Below are 17,743 nucleotides of genomic sequence, written 5' to 3'. Positions count from 1 at the left end.
CCCCGCGCGCCGGATCTGCGTCACGCGGACGCATCGCTCCCCCATATCGGGTTCTTCACCCTCCCCATGAACGCGGCATGGGCGATGAGTTCCGCCTCGCTTGCCGAAAAAGCGCGAGCGGGACGCACCACCGAGGGCGTCCGCACCTGCGCCGGCTGCGCGGCGACCACCGTCACGTCGCTGACCAGCCCCAGCCCGATCTGCCGCCCGCCGAGCAGCTCGACATAGACCTGCGCCAGCAATTGCGCGTCGAGCAAGGCGCCGTGCAGCACGCGATGCGACCGGTCGATCCCGTAGCGCGAGCAGAGCGCGTCGAGCGTGTGCTTCGCGCCGGGATGTTTCGATCGCGCGATGGTCAGCGTGTCGACCATCCGCGTCGTACATACCAGTGGACGGCCGCACTGCTTCAGTTCGCCGTTGAGGAAGCCGAAGTCGAATCCGGCATTGTGCGCGACCAGCGGCGCGTCGCCGATGAAATCGAGCATCGCCTCGACCAGCTCGGGGAAGCGCGGCTTGTCGGAAAGGAAGGCGTCGGACAGGCCGTGCACCGCGAACGCCTCCGCCGGCATCGCGCGGTCCGGGTTGAAATAGGCGTGGAAGGTGCGCCCCGTCTCCACCCGGTTGAAGATCTCGACACAGCCGATCTCCACCAGCCTGTCCCCGCCCGAGAAGCTGAGGCCAGTCGTTTCGGTATCGAACACGATTTCCCGCATGCGCCCGTTATCGGCCTGTCGGACGCGACAGGCAAGCGATGACCGCACGCACCGCCGCGCGGGTTTCCTCCAGCGGGACATCGGTGGGGATGACGAAATCGGCGCGCGCGCGCTTTTCCGCATCGGGCGTCTGGCGGGCGAGGATCGCGTCGAACTTCTCCGGCGTCATGCCGGGGCGCTCCAGCGTGCGTGCGCGCTGGACATGAGGCGCGGCGGAGACCACGGCCACTTTATCCACCGCGCGATCGCCGCCGGTCTCGAACAGCAAGGGTATATCGAACAGCACGAGCGGCGCGTCGGCATGGTCGCGGAGGAACCGCGCGCGCTCCGCGCCCACCGCCGGGTGGACGATCGCTTCCAGCGCCTTCATCGCCGCATCGTCGCCCAGCACCGCCGCGCCGAGCTTCTCGCGGTCGACTCCCCGCGGGTCGGTCGTGCCGGGGAAGCGCGCCTCGATTCTCCCGACCACCGCACCGCCCGGCCCCTGCAGCCGGTGGACGGCGGCATCGGCGTCGAACACCGGCACGCCCTCCTCGGCGAACAGCTTCGCCACGGTCGATTTGCCCATGCCGATCGAGCCGGTGAGGCCGAGCCGGATCATCGCGTCAGCAGCTCGCGCAACTCGGCGTCGTGGACGCGCGGGGCGGGGCGGCCGAAGAACAATTCGAACGCCATCGCCGCCTGCCCGATCAGCATCTCCAGCCCGTCCATCCTCTCCAGCCCGCGCGCCTCGGCCTGATGCAACAGGCCGGTCTCCAGCGGAGCGTAGACGATATCATAGACGATCGCCCCGTCCGGCAGCGGCGACAGGTCCACCTCCAGCGGCGGCTGGCCCGTCATGCCCAGCGCGCTGGTGTTGACCAGCAGGGCGGCCGGCGGGAGCGCGGCGGACAACGGCAACGCATCGCCCTTCAGCCCGAAGCGCGCCAGCAGTGCCGCGCCCTTCAAAGGGTTGCGATTGAGGATCGTAACCGGGCCGACCCCGGCCCGCGCCAGCGCGAACAGCACCGCCCGCGCCGCGCCGCCCGCGCCGATCACCGCCACCGGCGCGCCGGCAAGATCCACCTCGGCGAGCGGCGCGTAGAATCCGGCGGCGTCGGTATTGGTGCCGAATACCCGCCCGTCCGAATCGCGCACGATCGTGTTCATTGCCCCGATCGAATCGCGCACCTCGCCCGGATCGTCGACCAGATCGAGCATCGCGATCTTGTGCGGGATCGTCACGTTGCAGCCGTGCCACGCCGGATCGTCGCGCCGCTCGGCGATATAGCGCGGCAAGTCGTCGGGCAGGACATGGGTGGCGCGATAATCCGCCTTGATCCCCAGTTTCTCCAGCCAGAAGCCGTGGATCAGCGGCGATTTCGAATGGGCGATCGGATCGCCGATCACCTCGGCATAAGGGCGCGTCATGCCAGCAGCACTCCACGTTCACGCAGATAGGAAAGAAGCGGCAGCAACGGCATCCCCAGCACGGTGAATTGGCTGCCCTCGATCCGGCTGAACAATTGCACCCCCGGCCCCTCGATGCGGAAACAGCCGACGCAGCCTGCGATCGCCGGCCATTCGGCGTCGAGATACGCGTCGATGAACGCGGGCGAGAGCGGCCGCACGAACAGCTTCGCGCGGTCGACATGCCGCCACACCGCCCGGCCGCCCTCCGCGATCACCGCCGCGCTGACGATCTCGTGCCGTCCGCCCGACATGCGCCGGAGATGCGCGGCGGCCTGCTCGCGGCTCTCCGGCTTGTCGAGGATCGCGCCATCCTCCAGCGCGACGAGCGAATCCGATCCCAGCACCAGCGCCTGCGGCTCGCGCTGCGACACCTTGAGCGCCTTCAGCTCGGCGAGCGCGTCGGCGAGATCGCGCGGGGATCGGCCAGCGAGCGCGGCCTTGGCCGCCGCCTCGTCGACATGCGCCGGCTGCGCCGCGAACGGCACGCCCGCCGCTTCCAGCATCGCGCGGCGCGAGGCGGATTGCGAGGCGAGGATCAGCTTCATTCGCCCGCGCCCTCCCGTTCGCCGCGCCGTTCGTTGCACAGCGAGATGATCGCCGCCGCCGTCTCCTCGATCGAGCGGCGCGTCACGTCGATCACCGGCCAGCCGTTGTCAGTGAACATGCGCCGCGCGAAGGCGATCTCCTTCGACACCGATTCCTGATCGACATAGGCGGTCTCCGGCGCCTGATTGAGCGACAGCAACCGGTTGCGCCGCACCTGGATCAACCGGTCGGCGCTGGTGGTGAGACCGACGACCAACGGCTTTTCCAGCGCGTAGAGCGTCGCCGGCGGCGGGCTTTCCACCACGATCGGGATATTGGCGACCTTGTAGCCGCGATTGGCGAGATAGATCGACGTCGGCGTCTTGGACGAGCGGCTGACCCCGGCGAGGACGATATCCGCCTGCTCCCAATCCTCCGATCCGATGCCGTCGTCATGCGCGATGGTGAACTGGATCGCGTCCACCCGCTCGAAATAGGCCGCGTCGAGCGCGTGCTGGCGGCCCGGCCGCCCCTTGGCCTGCTGTCCGAGCAGGTCCGACAGCGCATCGGTCACCCGGTCGAGCGGCGCGACCATCGGCAGGCCGAGCGCCTGGCAACGCTGCTCCAGTGCGCCACGGGTGGCGGGATTGACCAATGTATAGATGACCAGCCCCGGATTCTGCGCGATCTCCTGGAGGATGCGATCGAGATGCGCCTCGGTGCGCACCATCGGCCAGAAATGCCGCACCGTCTCGACATCGTCGAACTGGGCGAGCGCGGCCTTGGCGATATTCTCCAGCGTCTCGCCGGTCGAATCCGATAGGAGGTGGAGGTGAAGCCTCACCATCGCCGGAACAAGCCTGTGGAAAACATGCGGACAAGCGCTAGCGCAACCGTGCCGGCCCGCCAAGGCGCAACCGGCGGCGTGGAAAAGCGGTGATTCGTCCACAAACCGGTCCACGCCGGCGATGTTCCTCAACAGCCTGTGGATCATGGGGACGGCGAATCCCGAATCCGGGGGAATCCGCGGACTCGCCCGCGGTCAAGCTGTTGGCATTTCCGGCAGCGGCGCATAAGCCCCGCAACCCACGTGCCTACTGCATCAACAACCTCCTTGAATCTCTTATATTGGAAGAAGGAAGCGCATCGCGGTGACCAAGGCCCTGCTGAACGTCCTCAAGGGGGAAAGGCTGGCGACCCCGCCGATGTGGCTGATGCGGCAGGCCGGGCGCTATCTTCCGGAATATCGCGCGCTACGGACGGAGAAGGGCGGATTCCTCGCGCTCGCCACTGATCCGGCCGCCGCCGCCGAGGTGACGGTGCAGCCGATCCGCCGTTTCGGCTTCGACGGCGCGATCCTGTTCTCCGATATCCTGATGGTGCCGTGGGCGCTGGGGCAGGAACTGAGCTTCGGCCCCGGCGAGGGACCGCGCCTCGTCCCACCGCTGGCCACGCAACCGCTCGCGTCGCTCGAACGGGCGGCGGAGCGGCTCGATCCGGTCTATGAGACGGTGCGGCGCGTCAGGGCGATGCTGCCGGCCGAAACCACCTTTCTCGGCTTCGCCGGCAGCCCGTGGACCGTCGCCACCTATATGGTCGCCGGGCAGGGTAGCCGCGATCAGGGCGAGACGCGGATGTTCGCCTATCGCGATCCGGCGGCGTTCGATGTGATCGTGGACGCGATCGTGGCGATGACGGTCGATTACCTAGCCCGCCAGATCGAGGCCGGGGTGGAGGCGGTGCAATTGTTCGATAGCTGGGCCGGCAGCCTGTCGCCCGAGCAGTTCGAACGCTGGGTGATCGCCCCCAATGCCGCGATCGTGCGGGCGCTGAAGGAACGCCATCCGCATGTCCCGGTAATCGGTTTCCCCAAGGGCGCTGGCGGCAAGCTGCCCGCCTATGCCGCCGGCACCGGGGTCGATGCGATCGGGCTGGACGAGACGGTCGATCCGGCCTGGGCCGATGCGGTGCTGCCCGCCGGGCTTCCGGTACAGGGCAATCTCGATCCGATCGCGCTGGAGGTCGGCGGGGCGGCGCTGACGCGCGGTATCGACCGGGTGCTTGAAGCATTCCGCGATCGGCCGCACATCTTCAACCTCGGCCACGGCATCGGGCAGCACACGCCGATCGCTCATGTCGAGCAACTGGTGGCGCGGGTGCGTTCGTAGCGGGACTGGGACAGGAGATTCAGGATGGAGCCGGGTTTCCTCGGTGTGGCCTATGACTGGGTGAAGGCCGGGCATGTGATCTTCGTCATCTTCTGGATGGCGGGGATGTTCATGCTGCCGCGCTATCTGGTCTATCATCAGGAAGGGCTGGCCGACCCGGCCGACGCCGCGCGCTGGACGGAGCGCGAGCGGCGGCTGCGCAACATCATCCTCACCCCGTCGATGATCCTCGTCTGGCTGTTCGGTGCGATGCTGGCGATCAACCTCGGGCTGCTCGCGGGGGCGCCCGGCCTCGGCTGGCTGCATGCCAAGATCGCGATCGTGCTGCTGCTGTCCGCCTATCACGGCTGGGCGGTGGGCTATTCGAAGAAGCTCGCGCGCGGCAAGCCGACGATCAGCAACCGCGCCTTGCGGATGATGAACGAGATTCCCGCCATCGCCGCGATGCTGGCGGTGATCCTGGTGATCGTGCGGCCCTTCTGACGCAAAGGCGGCCGCATCGCCGCTTGACTTGACGCCTCACTCTTCCTAGGTCGACGCGACGGTGGGGCTGTCCTGTCCCGCCGCCTCCCTACAGCATCGTTCGCGAGCGTTATCCGCCGTCCGAGCTACCTCTCCCCTTACCGATCCCATCGGGACATACCACACATGCACTTGAAAGATTTGAAGAAGAAGACTCCGGCGGAACTGGTTCAGCTGGCCGAGGAGCTTGGCGTCGAGGGTGCCTCCACCCTCCGCAAGCAGGACCTGATGTTCGCCATCCTCAAGGTCCAGGCCGAGAACGGCGACCAGATCATGGGCGAAGGCACGATCGAGGTGCTGCCCGACGGCTTCGGCTTCCTGCGCAGCGCGCAGGCCAATTACCTCGCCGGGCCGGACGACATCTATGTCTCGCCCAACCAGGTCCGCAAGTTCGGCCTGCGCACCGGCGACACGGTGGAAGGCGAGATCCGCGCGCCCAAGGATGGCGAGCGCTATTTCGCGCTGACCAAGCTCTCCACGGTGAATTTCGAGGACCCCGACCGGGTCCGCCACCGCGTGAACTTCGACAACCTCACCCCGCTCTATCCCGAGGAGCGGCTGAAGATGGAAATCGAGGACCCGACGATCAAGGACAAGTCGGGCCGCGTGCTCGACGTGGTCGCGCCGATCGGCAAGGGCCAGCGCTGCCTGATCGTCGCCCCGCCGCGCGTCGGCAAGACGATCATGATGCAGAACATCGCCCGCGCGATCTCGCATAACCATCCGGAAGTGTTCCTGATCGTGCTGCTGATCGACGAGCGGCCCGAGGAAGTGACCGACATGCAGCGCACGGTGAACGGCGAGGTGGTTTCCTCCACCTTCGACGAGCCGGCGACGCGTCACGTGCAGGTCGCGGAAATGGTGATCGAAAAGGCCAAGCGCCTCGTCGAGCACAAGAAGGACGTGGTGATCCTGCTCGACAACATCACCCGCCTCGGCCGCGCCTACAACACCGTGGTCCCCTCGTCGGGCAAGGTGCTGACCGGCGGCGTCGACGCCAATGCGCTCCAGCGGCCGAAGCGCTTCTTCGGCGCGGCGCGCAACATCGAGGAAGGCGGCAGCCTCACCATCATCTCCACCTCGCTGATCGACACCGGGAGCCGGATGGACGAGGTGATCTTCGAGGAATTCAAGGGCACCGGCAATTCCGAGATCGTGCTCGATCGCAAGGTGGCCGACAAGCGCATCTTCCCGGCGATCGACGTCGGCAAGTCCGGCACCCGCAAGGAGGAGCTGCTGGTCGAGAAGGGCACGCTCAGCAAGATGTGGGTGCTGCGCCGCATCCTGATGCAGATGGGCACCGTCGACGCGATGGAGTTCCTGCTCGGCAAGATGAAGGATTCCAAGACCAACGAGGATTTCTTCGAGAGCATGAATCAGTAACCGAGCGTGGCCTGCGCCGTGCCGGCGCAGGACTCACACCGGTTCGGCCGGCGGGTCGCGCAGCGAACCCGTCCGACGGCGCGGCTTCGCCGCGTCGCCACTCGGCGCAAGACCGCGAGGCCGCTCTCCAAGCAAACCCATGGCGCCCGTTCCCGCAGCCCTGTAACACGGCGGCGCAACCGAAGCGCCGGCTCCGCCGTTCGTGCCGGTGACGCAATCCGGGAGCTTTCGCGTTGATCCTCACTTTCCTCGCCGCCGCGGCCGCCGTGCAGGGGCCGGGCTCGCTCGCCGATATCTGGCGGCACATCATCGCCGATTTCTCGAATCTTACCGATCCGGCGGCGCTGGCCGCGTTCGGGCAGGTGCTGATGATCGATCTCGTGCTGGCCGGCGACAATGCGATCGTCGTGGGGGCGCTCGCCGCCGGGCTGCCGGCGGAACAACGCCGCAAGGTCATCATGATCGGCATCGGCGCGGCGCTGGTGCTGCGCATCCTGTTCGCGCTGATCGTCACCTGGCTGATGGGCATCGTCGGGCTGATCTTCGCCGGCGGGCTGCTGCTCCTGTGGGTGAGCTGGAAGTTCTGGCGCGAGATCAGGAGCGGCGGGCATGCGGCCGATCTTGCCGACGATACCCAGCAATCGGGCCTTGCCCCCGCGCGCAGCTTCGCGGCGGCGGCATGGGCGGTGGCGGTGGCGGACGTGTCGATGAGCCTCGACAACGTGCTGGCGGTAGCGGGGGCGGCGCGGGCGCATCCCGGCATCCTCGTCGTCGGCCTGTTGCTCTCGGTCGTGCTGATGGGCGTCGCGGCGAACCTGATCGCGCGGATCATCGATCGTTATCGCTGGATCGCCTATGTCGGGCTTGCGGTGATCCTCTTCGTCGCGCTCAAGATGATCTACGAAGGCTGGATCGGCACCCATGGCACGCAGGGGCTGGTGTCGCTGTTCTGAACATCGGGTTCACGGTGCATTCAACGCGCGGAGGGGATAGTGCGGCTTATGGATATGAGAATGTTCCTGCCCGTCGCGGCGATCGCCATGGCCGTTCCCGCCGCCGCGCAGACCGGCGATCTCGCGCAGGTGCAGCGTCATCTCGCGGCGGTGTCGAGCATGACGGCGGCCTTCACCCAGACCGACCGCAACGGCAAGGTGCTGACCGGCACGCTGACGCTCAAGAAACCCGGCAAGATCCGCTTCCAATATGAGAAGGGCGTGCCGATCCTGATCGTCGGCGACGGCAAGGCGCTGACCTTCATCGATTATTCGGTGAAGCAGGTGCAGCGCTGGCCGATCGGCAACACGCCGCTGGGCGTGCTGATCAATCCGAACAAGGACATCAGCGGCTATGCCAAGGTGGTGCCCTCGGCCGACCCGCGCGTGCTGTCGGTGGAGGGCTATGACGCGAAACACCCCGAATACGGCCGCATCACCCTGGTCTTCGCGCGTGACGAGGGCGCGCCGGGCGGGCTGATGTTGCAGGGCTGGGTGATGCTCGACAGCCAGGGCAACCGCACCACGATCCGCCTGTCGGATCAGCGCTTCAACACCCCGGTTGACGACGGGACGTTCCGCTGGAGCGACCCGCGGAGGAATTCGGCGCGCAGCTAGCGGTCTTTTCTTACAATCGTTCACCGAAGCGACAGGTTTTTTGGCCTAGAAGAGCGAGGTGGACGCGGGGCTCTGGGATTTTCCCCCTGTTGCCTGGATTTCCCCGTTTCCCCCTGCGTGACGAACGTCAGGCTGGCCCTCGCTCCAAGCCCCCGGAGCGGGGGCCTTAGCGTTTTGGCGCTATAGCTGGTGGCCGGTGCGGTCGCGTTTCGTCGCCAGATAGCGTTCATTGTGCCGATTGGGCGGCAGCGCATGCGCCACGCGTTCGACGACGCGGATTCCGGCTTGCTGGAGCCCCGCGACCTTCGCCGGGTTATTGGTCAGCAGTCGTATCTCGTCCTGCCCGAGCAGCTTGAGCATCCGCGCCGCGACGCCGAAATCGCGTGCGTCGATCGCGAATCCCAGCCGGGTATTGGCGTCGACCGTATCGAATCCCTGATCCTGCAAGGCATAGGCGCGCAGCTTGTTGACCAATCCGATCCCGCGTCCTTCCTGCCGCAAGTAGAGCAATATCCCCCACCCGCTCGCCTCGATCGCCCTGATCGCGGCGTCGAGCTGTGGTCCGCAATCGCATTTCAGGCTGCCGAGCGCGTCGCCGGTGAGGCATTCGCTGTGCAGCCGGACGAGCGGCGCCTGGCCGTTCGGCTCGCCGATCAGCAGCGCGATATGCTCGCCGGGCGATTCCGGCGTGCGGAAGGCGACGATCTCCGCATCCTCGGCATGGGCGACCGGCAGCCGCGCGCGCGCCGCGATGGTGAGGCGCGCCGCTTCCTCATGCGCGTCGATGTCGGCCGGGCCGATCGACACGTCGCCAGCGCCGCCCGGCAGCGCGAAGAAGGCGGGAAGCAGCCCGGCGATCCGCGCGAGACGCAGCGCGGCGGCGGCATCCTCGGAATGATCGACATGGATCGCGCGGAACGGCCCCTTGAGCGGCGTCGCGAGATCGAGTTGCGGATCGGCCAGCGCGGTCGCCGCCGCGAAATCGATCCACGGCGCGCGATCGACCAGCACCGGCGCGTCGGGCGCGGCCGCCTCGCGCTGGTTGGCGAGCTTCAGCGTCACCGCGCGGCCGGCGGAGAGCAGCACCGGCGCGTTGCCGGCGGGATCGAACGCGGCGAGCCGCACCGCGTCCGCCGTCTCGATCGGCAGCAGCGCCAGCGCGCCGATGCGGATCGGCCAGCCGCGCCGCAGCGCGTCGATCGCGCGCGCGGTCTGGCGCGGGTCGGTCAAAAATCGAACTCGGTCATGATCGGCACATGGTCCGAAGGCTTGATCCAGCTACGGCATTCCTCGAACACATGGTGCGTGCGCGCCGCCTTCGCCACCTCGCCGGTCGCCCACATGTGATCGAGCCGGCGGCCGCGATCGTTCTTCGTCCAGTCGGGCGAGCGATAGCTCCACCAGGTATGCAGCCGCGCCGGGGCGGGGTGGAAATGCCGTCCGAGATCGACCCAGTCGTTCGACCCCTTCAGCCGGTCGAGCGCCTCCACCTCGACCGGCGTGTGGCTGACCACCTTGAGCAGCGCCTTGTGGCTCCACACGTCGCTGGGCAGCGGCGCGATGTTGAAATCGCCGGTGAGGATCGTCGGCCGGTCGAGCCGTTGGGACCAGTCGGTCATGCGCCCGACGAAATCGAGCTTCTGGCCGAATTTCGGATTCAATGCGCGGTCCGGCACGTCCCCGCCCGCCGGCACATAGACGTTCTCCAGCCGCACCCCGTTGGCGAGCCGCACGCCGATATGCCGCGCCTCGCGATTGGCCTGCCAGTCGAGCCGGTCATCCTCCGCCAGCGGCACGCGGCTGATGATCGCGACACCGTGGTGCATCCGCTGGCCGTGGATCAGGATATGAGGGTAGCCGAGCCGGCGGAACGCCTCCGCCGGGAAATCGGCGTCGATCACCTTGGTTTCCTGGAGGCACAAGATGTCGGGTGACGCCTCGCGAAGGAATTGTTCGACGATCTCGATGCGGAAGCGCACCGAATTGATGTTCCAGCTTACGATCTTCACGCCATTGCCTGTAACCGCAGCGGACGGCGTGGGGAAGCGTCAGCCGAGCAGGCGCGCGACATCGCCGAAATCGTGCGCGATGACGTGGACGCCGAGCGCGCGGAGCTTCCGGTCGTGATCGGGCGCGCAATGGCTGCCGGCGCATAGTCCGACGACGTGACCGCCTGACGCGACCGCTCCCGTCGCGCCGACCGGCGAATCCTCGATGATCGCGGCGCGCTCGATCGGTACGCCGAGTTGCCGCGCCGCATAAAGATAGAGATCGGGCGCGGGCTTGCCGCGCTCGACATGCTCGCGCCCGGAATAGATATGGTCGCCGAACATGCCGGTCAGCCCGATATGATCGAGGTGCCGACGAATCCAGCGCGTCGAGCTGGACGAGACGATCGCGCGCGGCAGGCTGTCGGGCAAAGATTCGACGAAGGCGACCGCGCCGGCCACCGCCTCGATCCCCTCGGCCATCACGCGCGCGTCCTCGGCCTTGCGCGCCTCGTGGAAATCGTCCGGGATCGGGCGGCCGATCCATTGCTCGATCCGGCGGAGGAAGTCCGCGCCGGAAAGGCCCATGAAATTGGCCATGGATTCTTCGAGGCTGGTCGGATGGCCGATGCCGGTGAGATAGTCCGCGATCTGGCGGTTGCCGATCGCCTCGCTCTCGATCAGCACGCCGTCGAAATCGAACAGGATCGCGTCGACCTTCATGCGCGCGCGCCGAACAGCGCGCTGCCGACGCGGACATGGGTCGCGCCGATCATCACCGCCGTCTCGAAATCGTCGGACATGCCCATGCTGAGGCCCGCGACGCCGTTGTCGCGCGCCAGCTTCGCCAGCAGCGCGAAATAGGGTGCCGCTTCCACCCCGGCGGGAGGCAGGCACATCAGCCCGGCGAGCGGCAGGTCGGCGGCGCGCACCTCGGCCAGCAGCTCCGGCAGGGCGTCGATCGCGCAGCCGCCCTTCTGCGCTTCCGCGCCGATATTGACCTGGACGAAGCAGGCCGGGCGCTTGCCCTGCGCATCCATCGCCCTGGCCAGTGCGGCGACCAGAGAAGGGCGGTCGACCGCATGGATCGCGTCCGCCAGCGCCACCGCCTCGGCGGCCTTGTTCGACTGGAGCTGGCCGATCAGGTGCAGCCGGGCATCAGGCCATGCCTCGCGCAGCGCGGGCCATTTCGCCTGCGCCTCAGCCACGCGATTCTCGCCGAAATCGCGTTGGCCGGCGGCGAGCAGCGGCGTGATCGCCTCGGCCGGATGCGTCTTGGAGACGGCGATCAGAGTGATATCGGCGGGCGAGCGGCGCGCCGGCTTGGCGGCGCGGGCGATCCGCTCGTTGATCGAGGCGAGGCGCGCGGCGGGAGACATCTCGGCGGAAGGCATGGTCGGCGCTATAGGAAGCGCGATGTCCCGCCGCCACCCCGTCCCGTGCCTTTGGCTGATGACCGACGAGCGGATGGGCGAGGGGCTGTGGCGCGCGGTAAGCCGCCTGCCGCGCGGATCGGGCATCGTCTTTCGCCATTACGACACGCCGGCCGCCGAGCGCCGCCGATTGTTCGCGCGGCTGTTGAGGATCGCGCGGGCGCGCGGGCTGGTGCTGGTGCGCGCGGGCGCGGCGCGCTTGTCCGGCGAGATGGGGACGCATGGCCGCAGCGGGCCGGGAATCACGACATGGCCGGCGCATTCGCGGCGCGAGGCGGTGGAGGGGGTGCGACGCGGCGCCGACGCGCTGTTCGTCTCGCCGGTCTTCGCCACCCGCTCGCATCCCGGCGCGCCGGCGCTTGGTGCGCGGCGCGCCGCGGCGATCGCGCGCGGCCTGCCGGCGCGGCGGATCGCGCTCGGCGGCATGGATGCGCGCCGCTACGCGCTGCTCACCGGATTCGATGGCTGGGCGGCGATCGATGCGTGGCTGTGAACGACGCCGGCGGCGTCAGAAGCGGAAGGCGGTGCCCACGTAGACCGCCTGGCTGTCGCGGCGGTCGTCGGCAACCTGCGTCAGCCGCTCACGCTCGCTCTTGTAGCGCAGGCCGGCGGTGAGATCGATGTTGCGGGTCAGCGAATAGGAGCCGCCCACGTCGATCGCATAGCTCGAATTGTTGTCCACGGCGGTCGTCGCGCCGGCCAGCGGACGCTCGGCGGTGGCCTTCACGCGGCCGGTGAAGCGATTGAGCGAATAGCTGACCGCCACGTCGGTCGATTCGCGGCTGCCCGGCTGCGGGCCGACATCGACGCGCGAGACGTCACCCGACACGGCGAAGCGCTGCCAGCCGATCGCGGCGCCCAGATTATAGGCGATCGGCGCGATTCCCACGGTCGGCGCATTTGCGGCGAAGCGAGTCGTTCCGTCGCCGACTCGATTCGAGCGCGCGCGCACCGCCACGGTGACGGCGCGATTGCCCTGTCGCGTCTCGGCCGGGGTGAAGCGGAACTCGCCGACATCACCGCCGTCCAGCCCCCCGCGCGCGAACACGGCGGCGAGCCGCGGATCGGCGGCGGACGGCGTGAAGCCACTGGAAAAGCGGGCGGATATCGGCGTGGCGGCCGCTTTCTTGGCGGGGCGCTGACCCAGTTCGGTGGCTCCGATCGCGGGCGCGACGGCGGCAGCCGCGGCGACGAGCGCCACGACCATTCCACCAGCAATCGCGCGCATAGCGACCACGAGTCACCCCCAACTGAACTTGGATCAAAATACGCCTAACACGATTCGATCCCGGCGCACCATCACAAGAGTCGCTTTATTGCTAAGTGTTGCATGACTCCCACATCATCCGCCAGATCGCCGCGCGAATCCGCCCCGCTTGCGGGGAACGGGGCGCGTCTATAGAGGTTGCCGCTGCTGTTTCCTCGCTTTCAGGACGATGCCGATGTTCCGCCCGTTGCGTCTCGCGCTAGCCGTTGGCGCTGCCCTTGCCCTCACCGCGTGCGGGCATCATCGCGCCCGGCCGGAGGCCGATCTCGCCGCATCGAAGATCACCACGATCGGCGTCAATTCCTATCTGTGGCGCGCGACGCTGGACACGCTGTCGTTCATGCCCCTGCTCCAGACGGATTCGAATGGTGGCGTCGTCGTCACCGACTGGTACGTCAATCCGCAGATGCCGAACGAGCGGATGAAGGTGACCGTCTCGATCCTCGATCAGGATCTGCGCGCCGATGCGCTGCGCGTCGCGGCGCTGCGCGAGGTGAACCGGAACGGCCAGTGGGTCTCCGCGCCGGTGGCCGCGTCCACCACGCAGAAGCTGGAGGATATCATCCTCACCCGCGCCCGCGACCTGCGCCGCGCCTCGATCACCGGCTGACGCGGGGGTGAACCCCTCCGCGCGCCTCAACGACAAGAGATAATGAGCAACACCCGTTTCAACGCGCTGAAGGCGGACGCCCACTGGCAGAAGGTGTGGGACGACGCCGAAACCTTCGCCGCCCGCGACGACAGCGGCAAGCCCAAGAGCTACGTGCTGGAGATGTTCCCCTATCCTTCGGGGCGCATCCATATGGGGCACGTCCGCAACTATACGATGGGCGACGTCCTCGCGCGCTTCCGCCGGATGAACGGGATGGAGGTGCTCCACCCGATGGGCTGGGACGCTTTCGGGATGCCGGCCGAGAACGCCGCGATGGAGAAAGGCGTCCACCCCGGCGGCTGGACGCGCGACAATATCGCGACGATGAAGGCGCAGCTCAAGCGGCTCGGCTTCGCGCTGGACTGGACGCGCGAGCTGGCCACCTGCGAGCCGGATTATTACGGCCACGAGCAGGCGCTGTTCCTGAAATTCCTTGAGCATGGCCTCGTCTATCGCAAGGAGAGCGCGGTCAACTGGGACCCGGTCGACATGACCGTGCTCGCCAACGAGCAGGTGATCGACGGGCGCGGCTGGCGCTCGGGCGCGCTGGTTGAGAAGCGCAAGCTCAACCAGTGGTTCCTCAAGATCACCGCTTTCGCCGACGATCTGCTCTCGGGCCTTAAATCGCTTGAGCATTGGCCGGAAAAGGTGCGGCTGATGCAGGAGAACTGGATCGGCAAGAGCCAGGGCCTCACCTTCCGCTTCGCGTTGTCTGCCAGCGCGGGGGGCATGGACAAGGTGGAGGTGTTCACCACCCGGCCGGACACGATCTTCGGCGCGAGCTTCGTCGCGGTGGCGGCCGACCATCCGATCGCGGCGGCCAGCCCGGAGGCGGCGACGTTCGTCGAACGCTGCAAGCAGGGCGGCACCACGGCGGCCGAGCTGGAGACGCAGGAGAAGCTGGGCTTCGACACCGGCCTCACCGCGACGCATCCCTTTGATCCGGCGTGGAAGCTCCCCGTCTATATCGCCAATTTCGTGCTGATGGACTATGGCGTCGGCGCGGTGTTTGGCGTGCCGGCGCATGATCAGCGCGATTTCGAGTTCGCCCGCAAATACGGCCTGCCGATCCGCCGCGTCGTGTCGGAGGGATCGAAGGACGCGCCCGAATTCCATGAGGATGAAGCCTATAGCGGGCCGGGCACGCTGGTGAACTCGCACTTCCTCGACGGCATGGACGTGGAGGACGCCAAGCGCGAGGTCATCACCCGCGCGGAGGCCGGCGGCTGGGGCGAAGGCTCGACCGTCTATCGCCTGCGCGACTGGGGGGTAAGCCGCCAGCGTTACTGGGGCACGCCGATCCCGATCATCCATTGCGATGCCTGCGGCGTCGTGCCGGTGCCGGTGGACCAGCTCCCGGTCGTGCTGCCGGAGGACGTGAGCTTCGACGTGCCCGGCAACCCGCTCGATCGCCATCCGACGTGGAAGCATGTCGCCTGCCCGAAATGCGGCGGCGCGGCGGTGCGCGAGACCGACACGCTCGATACCTTCGCGGATTCGTCGTGGTATTTCATCCGCTTCGCCAGCCAGCCGAAGGATCGGCCGTTTGACAAGGCGGTCGCCGAAAGCTGGCTGCCGGTCGGGCAATATATCGGCGGGGTGGAGCATGCGATCCTCCACCTGCTCTATGCGCGCTTCTGGACCCAGGCGCTCAACCATGTCGGCATGATCGGCGTGACCGAGCCGTTCACCGGCCTGTTCACGCAGGGCATGGTGACACACGAGACGTACAAGTCCGCCGACGGCCGCTGGCTCGCGCCGGACGAGGTGCGCGACGGGATCGAAATCGCCAACGGCCAGCTGATCACGCTCGGCCGTGTCGAGAAGATGTCGAAATCGAAGAAGAACACCGTCGATCCGACCGGCATCGTCGACCAGTACGGCGCGGACGCGGTGCGGTGGTTCATGCTCTCCGATTCGCCGCCCGAGCGCGACCTGCCGTGGAGCGAATCCGGCATCGAGGGCGCGTGGCGCTTCGTCCAGCGGCTGTGGCGGCTGTTCGAGGGCCAATTCGAGGGACGGCGCGCGGGCGAGGGCGCGGACGCCGCGCTCGACCGCAAGCTGCACCAGACGATCGCCGGGGTCGCCGCCGATATCGAGGCGCTGTCGTTCAACAAGGCGGTCGCCAAGATCTACGAACTCGCCAATGCGATCGAGAAGGCGCAACCCTCCGCCTCGCGCGATGTGGCCGTGCGCACGCTGATGCTGCTCGTCGCGCCGATGGTGCCGCATCTCGCCGAGGAGGCGTGGGCCGCCGCTGGCGGCGAGGGGCTGATCGCCGACGCGGCATGGCCGGCGGTCGATCCGGCGCTGCTGGTCGAGGATGAGGTGACGATCGCGATCCAGGTCAACGGGAAGCTGCGCGACACGCTCACCCTGTCGAAGGGCCAGTCAAAGGAAGCGATCGAGGCCGCCGCGCTCGCCAGCGACAAGGTGATCCGCATCCTTGAGGGCAAGGCGCCGAAGAAGGTGATCGTCGTGCCCGACCGGCTGGTGAACCTCGTCGCATGAAGCGGCTCGCCGCCTTGCTCGCGCTGGCGCTGCCGCTCGGCGGATGCGGGCTTCAGCCGCTCTATACCGCGGGCGGCTCCGGCCCGGTGGCGAACCTGCTCGGGCAGGTCGAGGTCGCGCCGATCGAAGGCAAGTCGGGCTGGCTCGTCGCCAATGCGTTGCGCGACCGCTTCGGCGAGGGCGGCGCGGCGTCGACGGCGCATTACCGGCTCGACGTGAAGCTGGACGACAAGATCGTCGGCCTCGCGGTGCGCAGCGACAATAGCGTCACCCGCGAACGCCGCACCCTGCGCGCGCGCTATCAGCTCGTCGCGCTCGATACCGGCACGGTGGTGCTCGACGCGACCGCCGGCTCGGACGCCGGCATCGATGTCGTCACCTCCGAATATGCCACGATCGCTGCGGAAAGCACCGCGCTGGAGCGGCTGAGCGAGATCGTCGCCGACCAGATCGTCGCCCGCGTCGCGCTCTATGCGAGGAACGAGACGCCCCGGAAATGAAGGCCAGCGAGACGCGGATCAAGACAGCGCTCGATCGGCCGCCGGCGGATATCCGGCTCTATCTGCTCTACGGACCCGATGAATCCGGCGCGATGGCGCTGGCGGAGCGGCTTGGCCGCGCGATGGGGCCGGAGGCGGAGCGGATGGATCTCGACGGCGCGGCGCTGAAATCGGACGCGGCGCGGCTGGCCGACGAGGCGGCCTCGCTCTCGCTGTTCGGCGGCGCGCGCTATATCCGCGTGACAGGGGCGGGGGACGAATCGACCGCCGCGGTCGAAGCGCTGCTCGCGGCGGAACGCGCCGGCAATCCCGTGGTGATGATCGCGCCCTCCGCGAAGGCGACCAGCCGGCTCGTCAAGCGCGCGCTGGAGGCGGATTCGGCGCTCGCCACCGCCTGCTACGTCCCGGTCGGCGAGGGGGCGGAAGCGCTGGCGGCGCAGCTCGCCCGTGAACATGGCCTGCGCGCGATGGGCGGTGCGGCGCGGCGACTGGTGCAGGCGACCGGCGGCGATCGCGCGGTGATGGCGCGGGAGCTGGAGAAGCTGGCGCTCTATCTCGATGCCGCGCCCGATCGGCCGCAGCAGCTCGACGACGATGCGCTCGACGCGGTCGGCGCGGATCTGGGCGAGGCGGAGATGTCCGAGATCGTCGAGGCGGTGGTCGCCGGGCGCAGCGCGGAGCTTGGCGCGGCGCTGCATCGGATGAGCGAGGCGGGCGGCTCGCCGATCCCGTGGCTGCGCCAGCTCGCGCGCCGGCTGGGCGCTTTGGCGGAAATGCGCGCCGACGTCGCGGCGGGCGGCGATATCGCCTCGGTCATCAAGCGCCACCGCGTGTTCTTTCGCGAGGAAGCCGCCACCGCCGCCGCGCTGCGCCGGTGGCCGCCGGAGGCGCTGGTCGAGGCGCAGCGCCGCGTGCGCCAGATCGAGCGGTCTTTGGTGGCGAGCGCGACCGCTGGAAACGTGCTGGCCGATCAGGCGATGCTCGGCATGGCGGAGCGCGCCCGGCGGCTGGGGCGCTGA

At 68.2% G+C, this 17,743-nt stretch carries 20 protein-coding genes; 10 read left to right on the top strand and 10 right to left on the bottom strand.

Features of this window, described 5'->3' with window-relative positions; translation table 11 throughout:
* Positions 1 to 20: 20 nt before the first annotated feature.
* From dnaQ to F9288_RS05205, 5 genes are read right to left on the bottom strand one after another with little or no spacing between them, the layout of a single operon-like run.
* Positions 21 to 713, bottom strand: coding sequence for a DNA polymerase III subunit epsilon (gene dnaQ / locus F9288_RS05225; protein WP_174835660.1), 693 nt, complete (start codon positions 711 to 713; stop codon positions 21 to 23).
* Between the two features lie 7 nt (positions 714 to 720).
* Positions 721 to 1,314 (bottom strand): dephospho-CoA kinase, encoded by a 594-nt coding sequence (coaE, locus tag F9288_RS05220; protein ID WP_174835659.1) that lies wholly within the window; start codon positions 1,312 to 1,314, stop codon positions 721 to 723.
* Complete coding sequence (locus F9288_RS05215) at positions 1,311 to 2,123, bottom strand: shikimate dehydrogenase (protein ID WP_174835658.1); 813 nt, start codon at positions 2,121 to 2,123, stop codon at positions 1,311 to 1,313. The genes coaE and F9288_RS05215 overlap by 4 nt, the downstream gene beginning before the upstream one ends.
* The gene (locus F9288_RS05210) at positions 2,120 to 2,710 is read right to left on the bottom strand and encodes a nucleoside triphosphate pyrophosphatase (protein WP_174835657.1); all 591 of its coding nucleotides are present in this window, start codon (positions 2,708 to 2,710) and stop codon (positions 2,120 to 2,122) included. The genes F9288_RS05215 and F9288_RS05210 overlap by 4 nt, the downstream gene beginning before the upstream one ends.
* A complete protein-coding gene (locus F9288_RS05205; protein ID WP_174835656.1) occupies positions 2,707 to 3,537 on the bottom strand; it encodes a pyruvate, water dikinase regulatory protein in 831 nt (276 codons plus the stop codon). The genes F9288_RS05210 and F9288_RS05205 overlap by 4 nt, the downstream gene beginning before the upstream one ends.
* Positions 3,538 to 3,835: 298 nt before the next feature.
* Between F9288_RS05205 and hemE the strand changes: the two genes are divergently transcribed.
* The 5 genes from hemE (at position 3,836) to F9288_RS05180 (ending at position 8,373) form a co-directional block, all read left to right on the top strand.
* Entirely contained in the window at positions 3,836 to 4,858 is a 1,023-nt protein-coding gene (gene hemE / locus F9288_RS05200; protein WP_302675330.1) for a uroporphyrinogen decarboxylase, read from the top strand.
* 24 nt (positions 4,859 to 4,882) lie between these two features.
* Positions 4,883 to 5,341, top strand: coding sequence for a CopD family protein (locus F9288_RS05195; protein WP_174835654.1), 459 nt, complete (start codon positions 4,883 to 4,885; stop codon positions 5,339 to 5,341).
* A gap of 165 nt (positions 5,342 to 5,506) precedes the next feature.
* Positions 5,507 to 6,763 (top strand): transcription termination factor Rho, encoded by a 1,257-nt coding sequence (rho, locus tag F9288_RS05190; protein ID WP_174835653.1) that lies wholly within the window; start codon positions 5,507 to 5,509, stop codon positions 6,761 to 6,763.
* Between the two features lie 233 nt (positions 6,764 to 6,996).
* Positions 6,997 to 7,716 carry a YjbE family putative metal transport protein gene (locus F9288_RS05185; RefSeq protein ID WP_174835652.1) on the top strand — a complete coding sequence of 240 codons (720 nt, stop codon included), beginning with the start codon at positions 6,997 to 6,999 and terminating at the stop codon, positions 7,714 to 7,716.
* A gap of 60 nt (positions 7,717 to 7,776) precedes the next feature.
* Positions 7,777 to 8,373 carry an outer membrane lipoprotein carrier protein LolA gene (locus F9288_RS05180; protein WP_254621082.1) on the top strand — a complete coding sequence of 199 codons (597 nt, stop codon included), beginning with the start codon at positions 7,777 to 7,779 and terminating at the stop codon, positions 8,371 to 8,373.
* A gap of 180 nt (positions 8,374 to 8,553) precedes the next feature.
* Here the strand turns inward: F9288_RS05180 and ribA are convergent, their stop codons facing one another.
* Genes ribA through F9288_RS05160 form a run of 4 tightly spaced genes read right to left on the bottom strand, consistent with a single transcriptional unit; the run spans position 8,554 to position 11,755 of the window.
* On the bottom strand, positions 8,554 to 9,603 hold the full coding sequence (ribA, locus tag F9288_RS05175; RefSeq protein WP_174835651.1) for a GTP cyclohydrolase II: 1,050 nt from the start codon (positions 9,601 to 9,603) through the stop codon (positions 8,554 to 8,556).
* Positions 9,600 to 10,382, bottom strand: a complete 783-nt coding sequence (locus F9288_RS05170; protein ID WP_174835650.1) for an exodeoxyribonuclease III — start codon at positions 10,380 to 10,382, stop codon at positions 9,600 to 9,602. The genes ribA and F9288_RS05170 overlap by 4 nt, the downstream gene beginning before the upstream one ends.
* A 39-nt stretch (positions 10,383 to 10,421) precedes the next feature.
* Entirely contained in the window at positions 10,422 to 11,084 is a 663-nt protein-coding gene (locus F9288_RS05165; protein ID WP_174835649.1) for an HAD family phosphatase, read from the bottom strand.
* Entirely contained in the window at positions 11,081 to 11,755 is a 675-nt protein-coding gene (locus F9288_RS05160) for a YggS family pyridoxal phosphate-dependent enzyme (RefSeq protein ID WP_174835648.1), read from the bottom strand. Before F9288_RS05160 ends, F9288_RS05165 begins: the two co-directional genes overlap by 4 nt.
* Before the next feature lie 22 nt (positions 11,756 to 11,777).
* On the opposite strand from F9288_RS05160, the gene F9288_RS05155 reads away from it, so the two are divergent.
* Entirely contained in the window at positions 11,778 to 12,287 is a 510-nt protein-coding gene (locus tag F9288_RS05155; protein ID WP_174835647.1) for a thiamine phosphate synthase, read from the top strand.
* Between the two features lie 15 nt (positions 12,288 to 12,302).
* Here the strand turns inward: F9288_RS05155 and F9288_RS05150 are convergent, their stop codons facing one another.
* Positions 12,303 to 13,001, bottom strand: coding sequence for a hypothetical protein (locus tag F9288_RS05150; protein WP_174838875.1), 699 nt, complete (start codon positions 12,999 to 13,001; stop codon positions 12,303 to 12,305).
* Positions 13,002 to 13,236: 235 nt separating this feature from the next.
* Here F9288_RS05150 and F9288_RS05145 point away from each other — a divergent pair, with 235 nt between their 5' ends.
* From F9288_RS05145 to holA, 4 genes are read left to right on the top strand one after another with little or no spacing between them, the layout of a single operon-like run.
* A complete protein-coding gene (locus F9288_RS05145) occupies positions 13,237 to 13,671 on the top strand; it encodes a DUF3576 domain-containing protein (protein WP_174835646.1) in 435 nt (144 codons plus the stop codon).
* A gap of 42 nt (positions 13,672 to 13,713) precedes the next feature.
* Positions 13,714 to 16,224: a leucine--tRNA ligase gene (gene leuS / locus F9288_RS05140; RefSeq protein ID WP_174835645.1), complete on the top strand. Its 2,511-nt coding sequence runs from the start codon at positions 13,714 to 13,716 to the stop codon at positions 16,222 to 16,224.
* Positions 16,221 to 16,724 (top strand): LPS assembly lipoprotein LptE, encoded by a 504-nt coding sequence (gene lptE / locus F9288_RS05135; protein ID WP_174835644.1) that lies wholly within the window; start codon positions 16,221 to 16,223, stop codon positions 16,722 to 16,724. The genes leuS and lptE overlap by 4 nt, the downstream gene beginning before the upstream one ends.
* Positions 16,721 to 17,743, top strand: a complete 1,023-nt coding sequence (gene holA / locus F9288_RS05130; protein WP_174835643.1) for a DNA polymerase III subunit delta — start codon at positions 16,721 to 16,723, stop codon at positions 17,741 to 17,743. The genes lptE and holA overlap by 4 nt, the downstream gene beginning before the upstream one ends.

Origin of the sequence: Sphingomonas sp. CL5.1 (genome assembly GCF_013344685.1) — a bacterium.
GTDB lineage: Bacteria > Pseudomonadota > Alphaproteobacteria > Sphingomonadales > Sphingomonadaceae > Sphingomonas.
Note: the sequence above shows the minus strand (reverse complement) of the source record. Positions and strands in the feature narration are given on the sequence as shown.

Excerpts from the sequence above, each read along its gene's own strand:
- F9288_RS05150 (WP_174838875.1), bottom strand. The coding sequence starts at position 13,001 with ATGGTCGTGGCGCTCGTCGCCGCGGCTGCCGCCGTCGCGCCCGCGATC.
- leuS (WP_174835645.1), top strand. The coding sequence starts at position 13,714 with ATGAGCAACACCCGTTTCAACGCGCTGAAGGCGGACGCCCACTGGCAG.
- F9288_RS05215 (WP_174835658.1), bottom strand. The coding sequence starts at position 2,123 with ATGACGCGCCCTTATGCCGAGGTGATCGGCGATCCGATCGCCCATTCG.
- dnaQ (WP_174835660.1), bottom strand. The coding sequence starts at position 713 with ATGCGGGAAATCGTGTTCGATACCGAAACGACTGGCCTCAGCTTCTCG.
- F9288_RS05210 (WP_174835657.1), bottom strand. The coding sequence starts at position 2,710 with ATGAAGCTGATCCTCGCCTCGCAATCCGCCTCGCGCCGCGCGATGCTG.
- F9288_RS05165 (WP_174835649.1), bottom strand. The coding sequence starts at position 11,084 with ATGAAGGTCGACGCGATCCTGTTCGATTTCGACGGCGTGCTGATCGAG.
- holA (WP_174835643.1), top strand. The coding sequence starts at position 16,721 with ATGAAGGCCAGCGAGACGCGGATCAAGACAGCGCTCGATCGGCCGCCG.
- F9288_RS05160 (WP_174835648.1), bottom strand. The coding sequence starts at position 11,755 with ATGCCTTCCGCCGAGATGTCTCCCGCCGCGCGCCTCGCCTCGATCAAC.
- F9288_RS05145 (WP_174835646.1), top strand. The coding sequence starts at position 13,237 with ATGTTCCGCCCGTTGCGTCTCGCGCTAGCCGTTGGCGCTGCCCTTGCC.
- coaE (WP_174835659.1), bottom strand. The coding sequence starts at position 1,314 with ATGATCCGGCTCGGCCTCACCGGCTCGATCGGCATGGGCAAATCGACC.
- F9288_RS05180 (WP_254621082.1), top strand. The coding sequence starts at position 7,777 with ATGTTCCTGCCCGTCGCGGCGATCGCCATGGCCGTTCCCGCCGCCGCG.
- lptE (WP_174835644.1), top strand. The coding sequence starts at position 16,221 with ATGAAGCGGCTCGCCGCCTTGCTCGCGCTGGCGCTGCCGCTCGGCGGA.
- rho (WP_174835653.1), top strand. The coding sequence starts at position 5,507 with ATGCACTTGAAAGATTTGAAGAAGAAGACTCCGGCGGAACTGGTTCAG.
- F9288_RS05195 (WP_174835654.1), top strand. The coding sequence starts at position 4,883 with ATGGAGCCGGGTTTCCTCGGTGTGGCCTATGACTGGGTGAAGGCCGGG.
- F9288_RS05155 (WP_174835647.1), top strand. The coding sequence starts at position 11,778 with ATGTCCCGCCGCCACCCCGTCCCGTGCCTTTGGCTGATGACCGACGAG.
- F9288_RS05205 (WP_174835656.1), bottom strand. The coding sequence starts at position 3,537 with ATGGTGAGGCTTCACCTCCACCTCCTATCGGATTCGACCGGCGAGACG.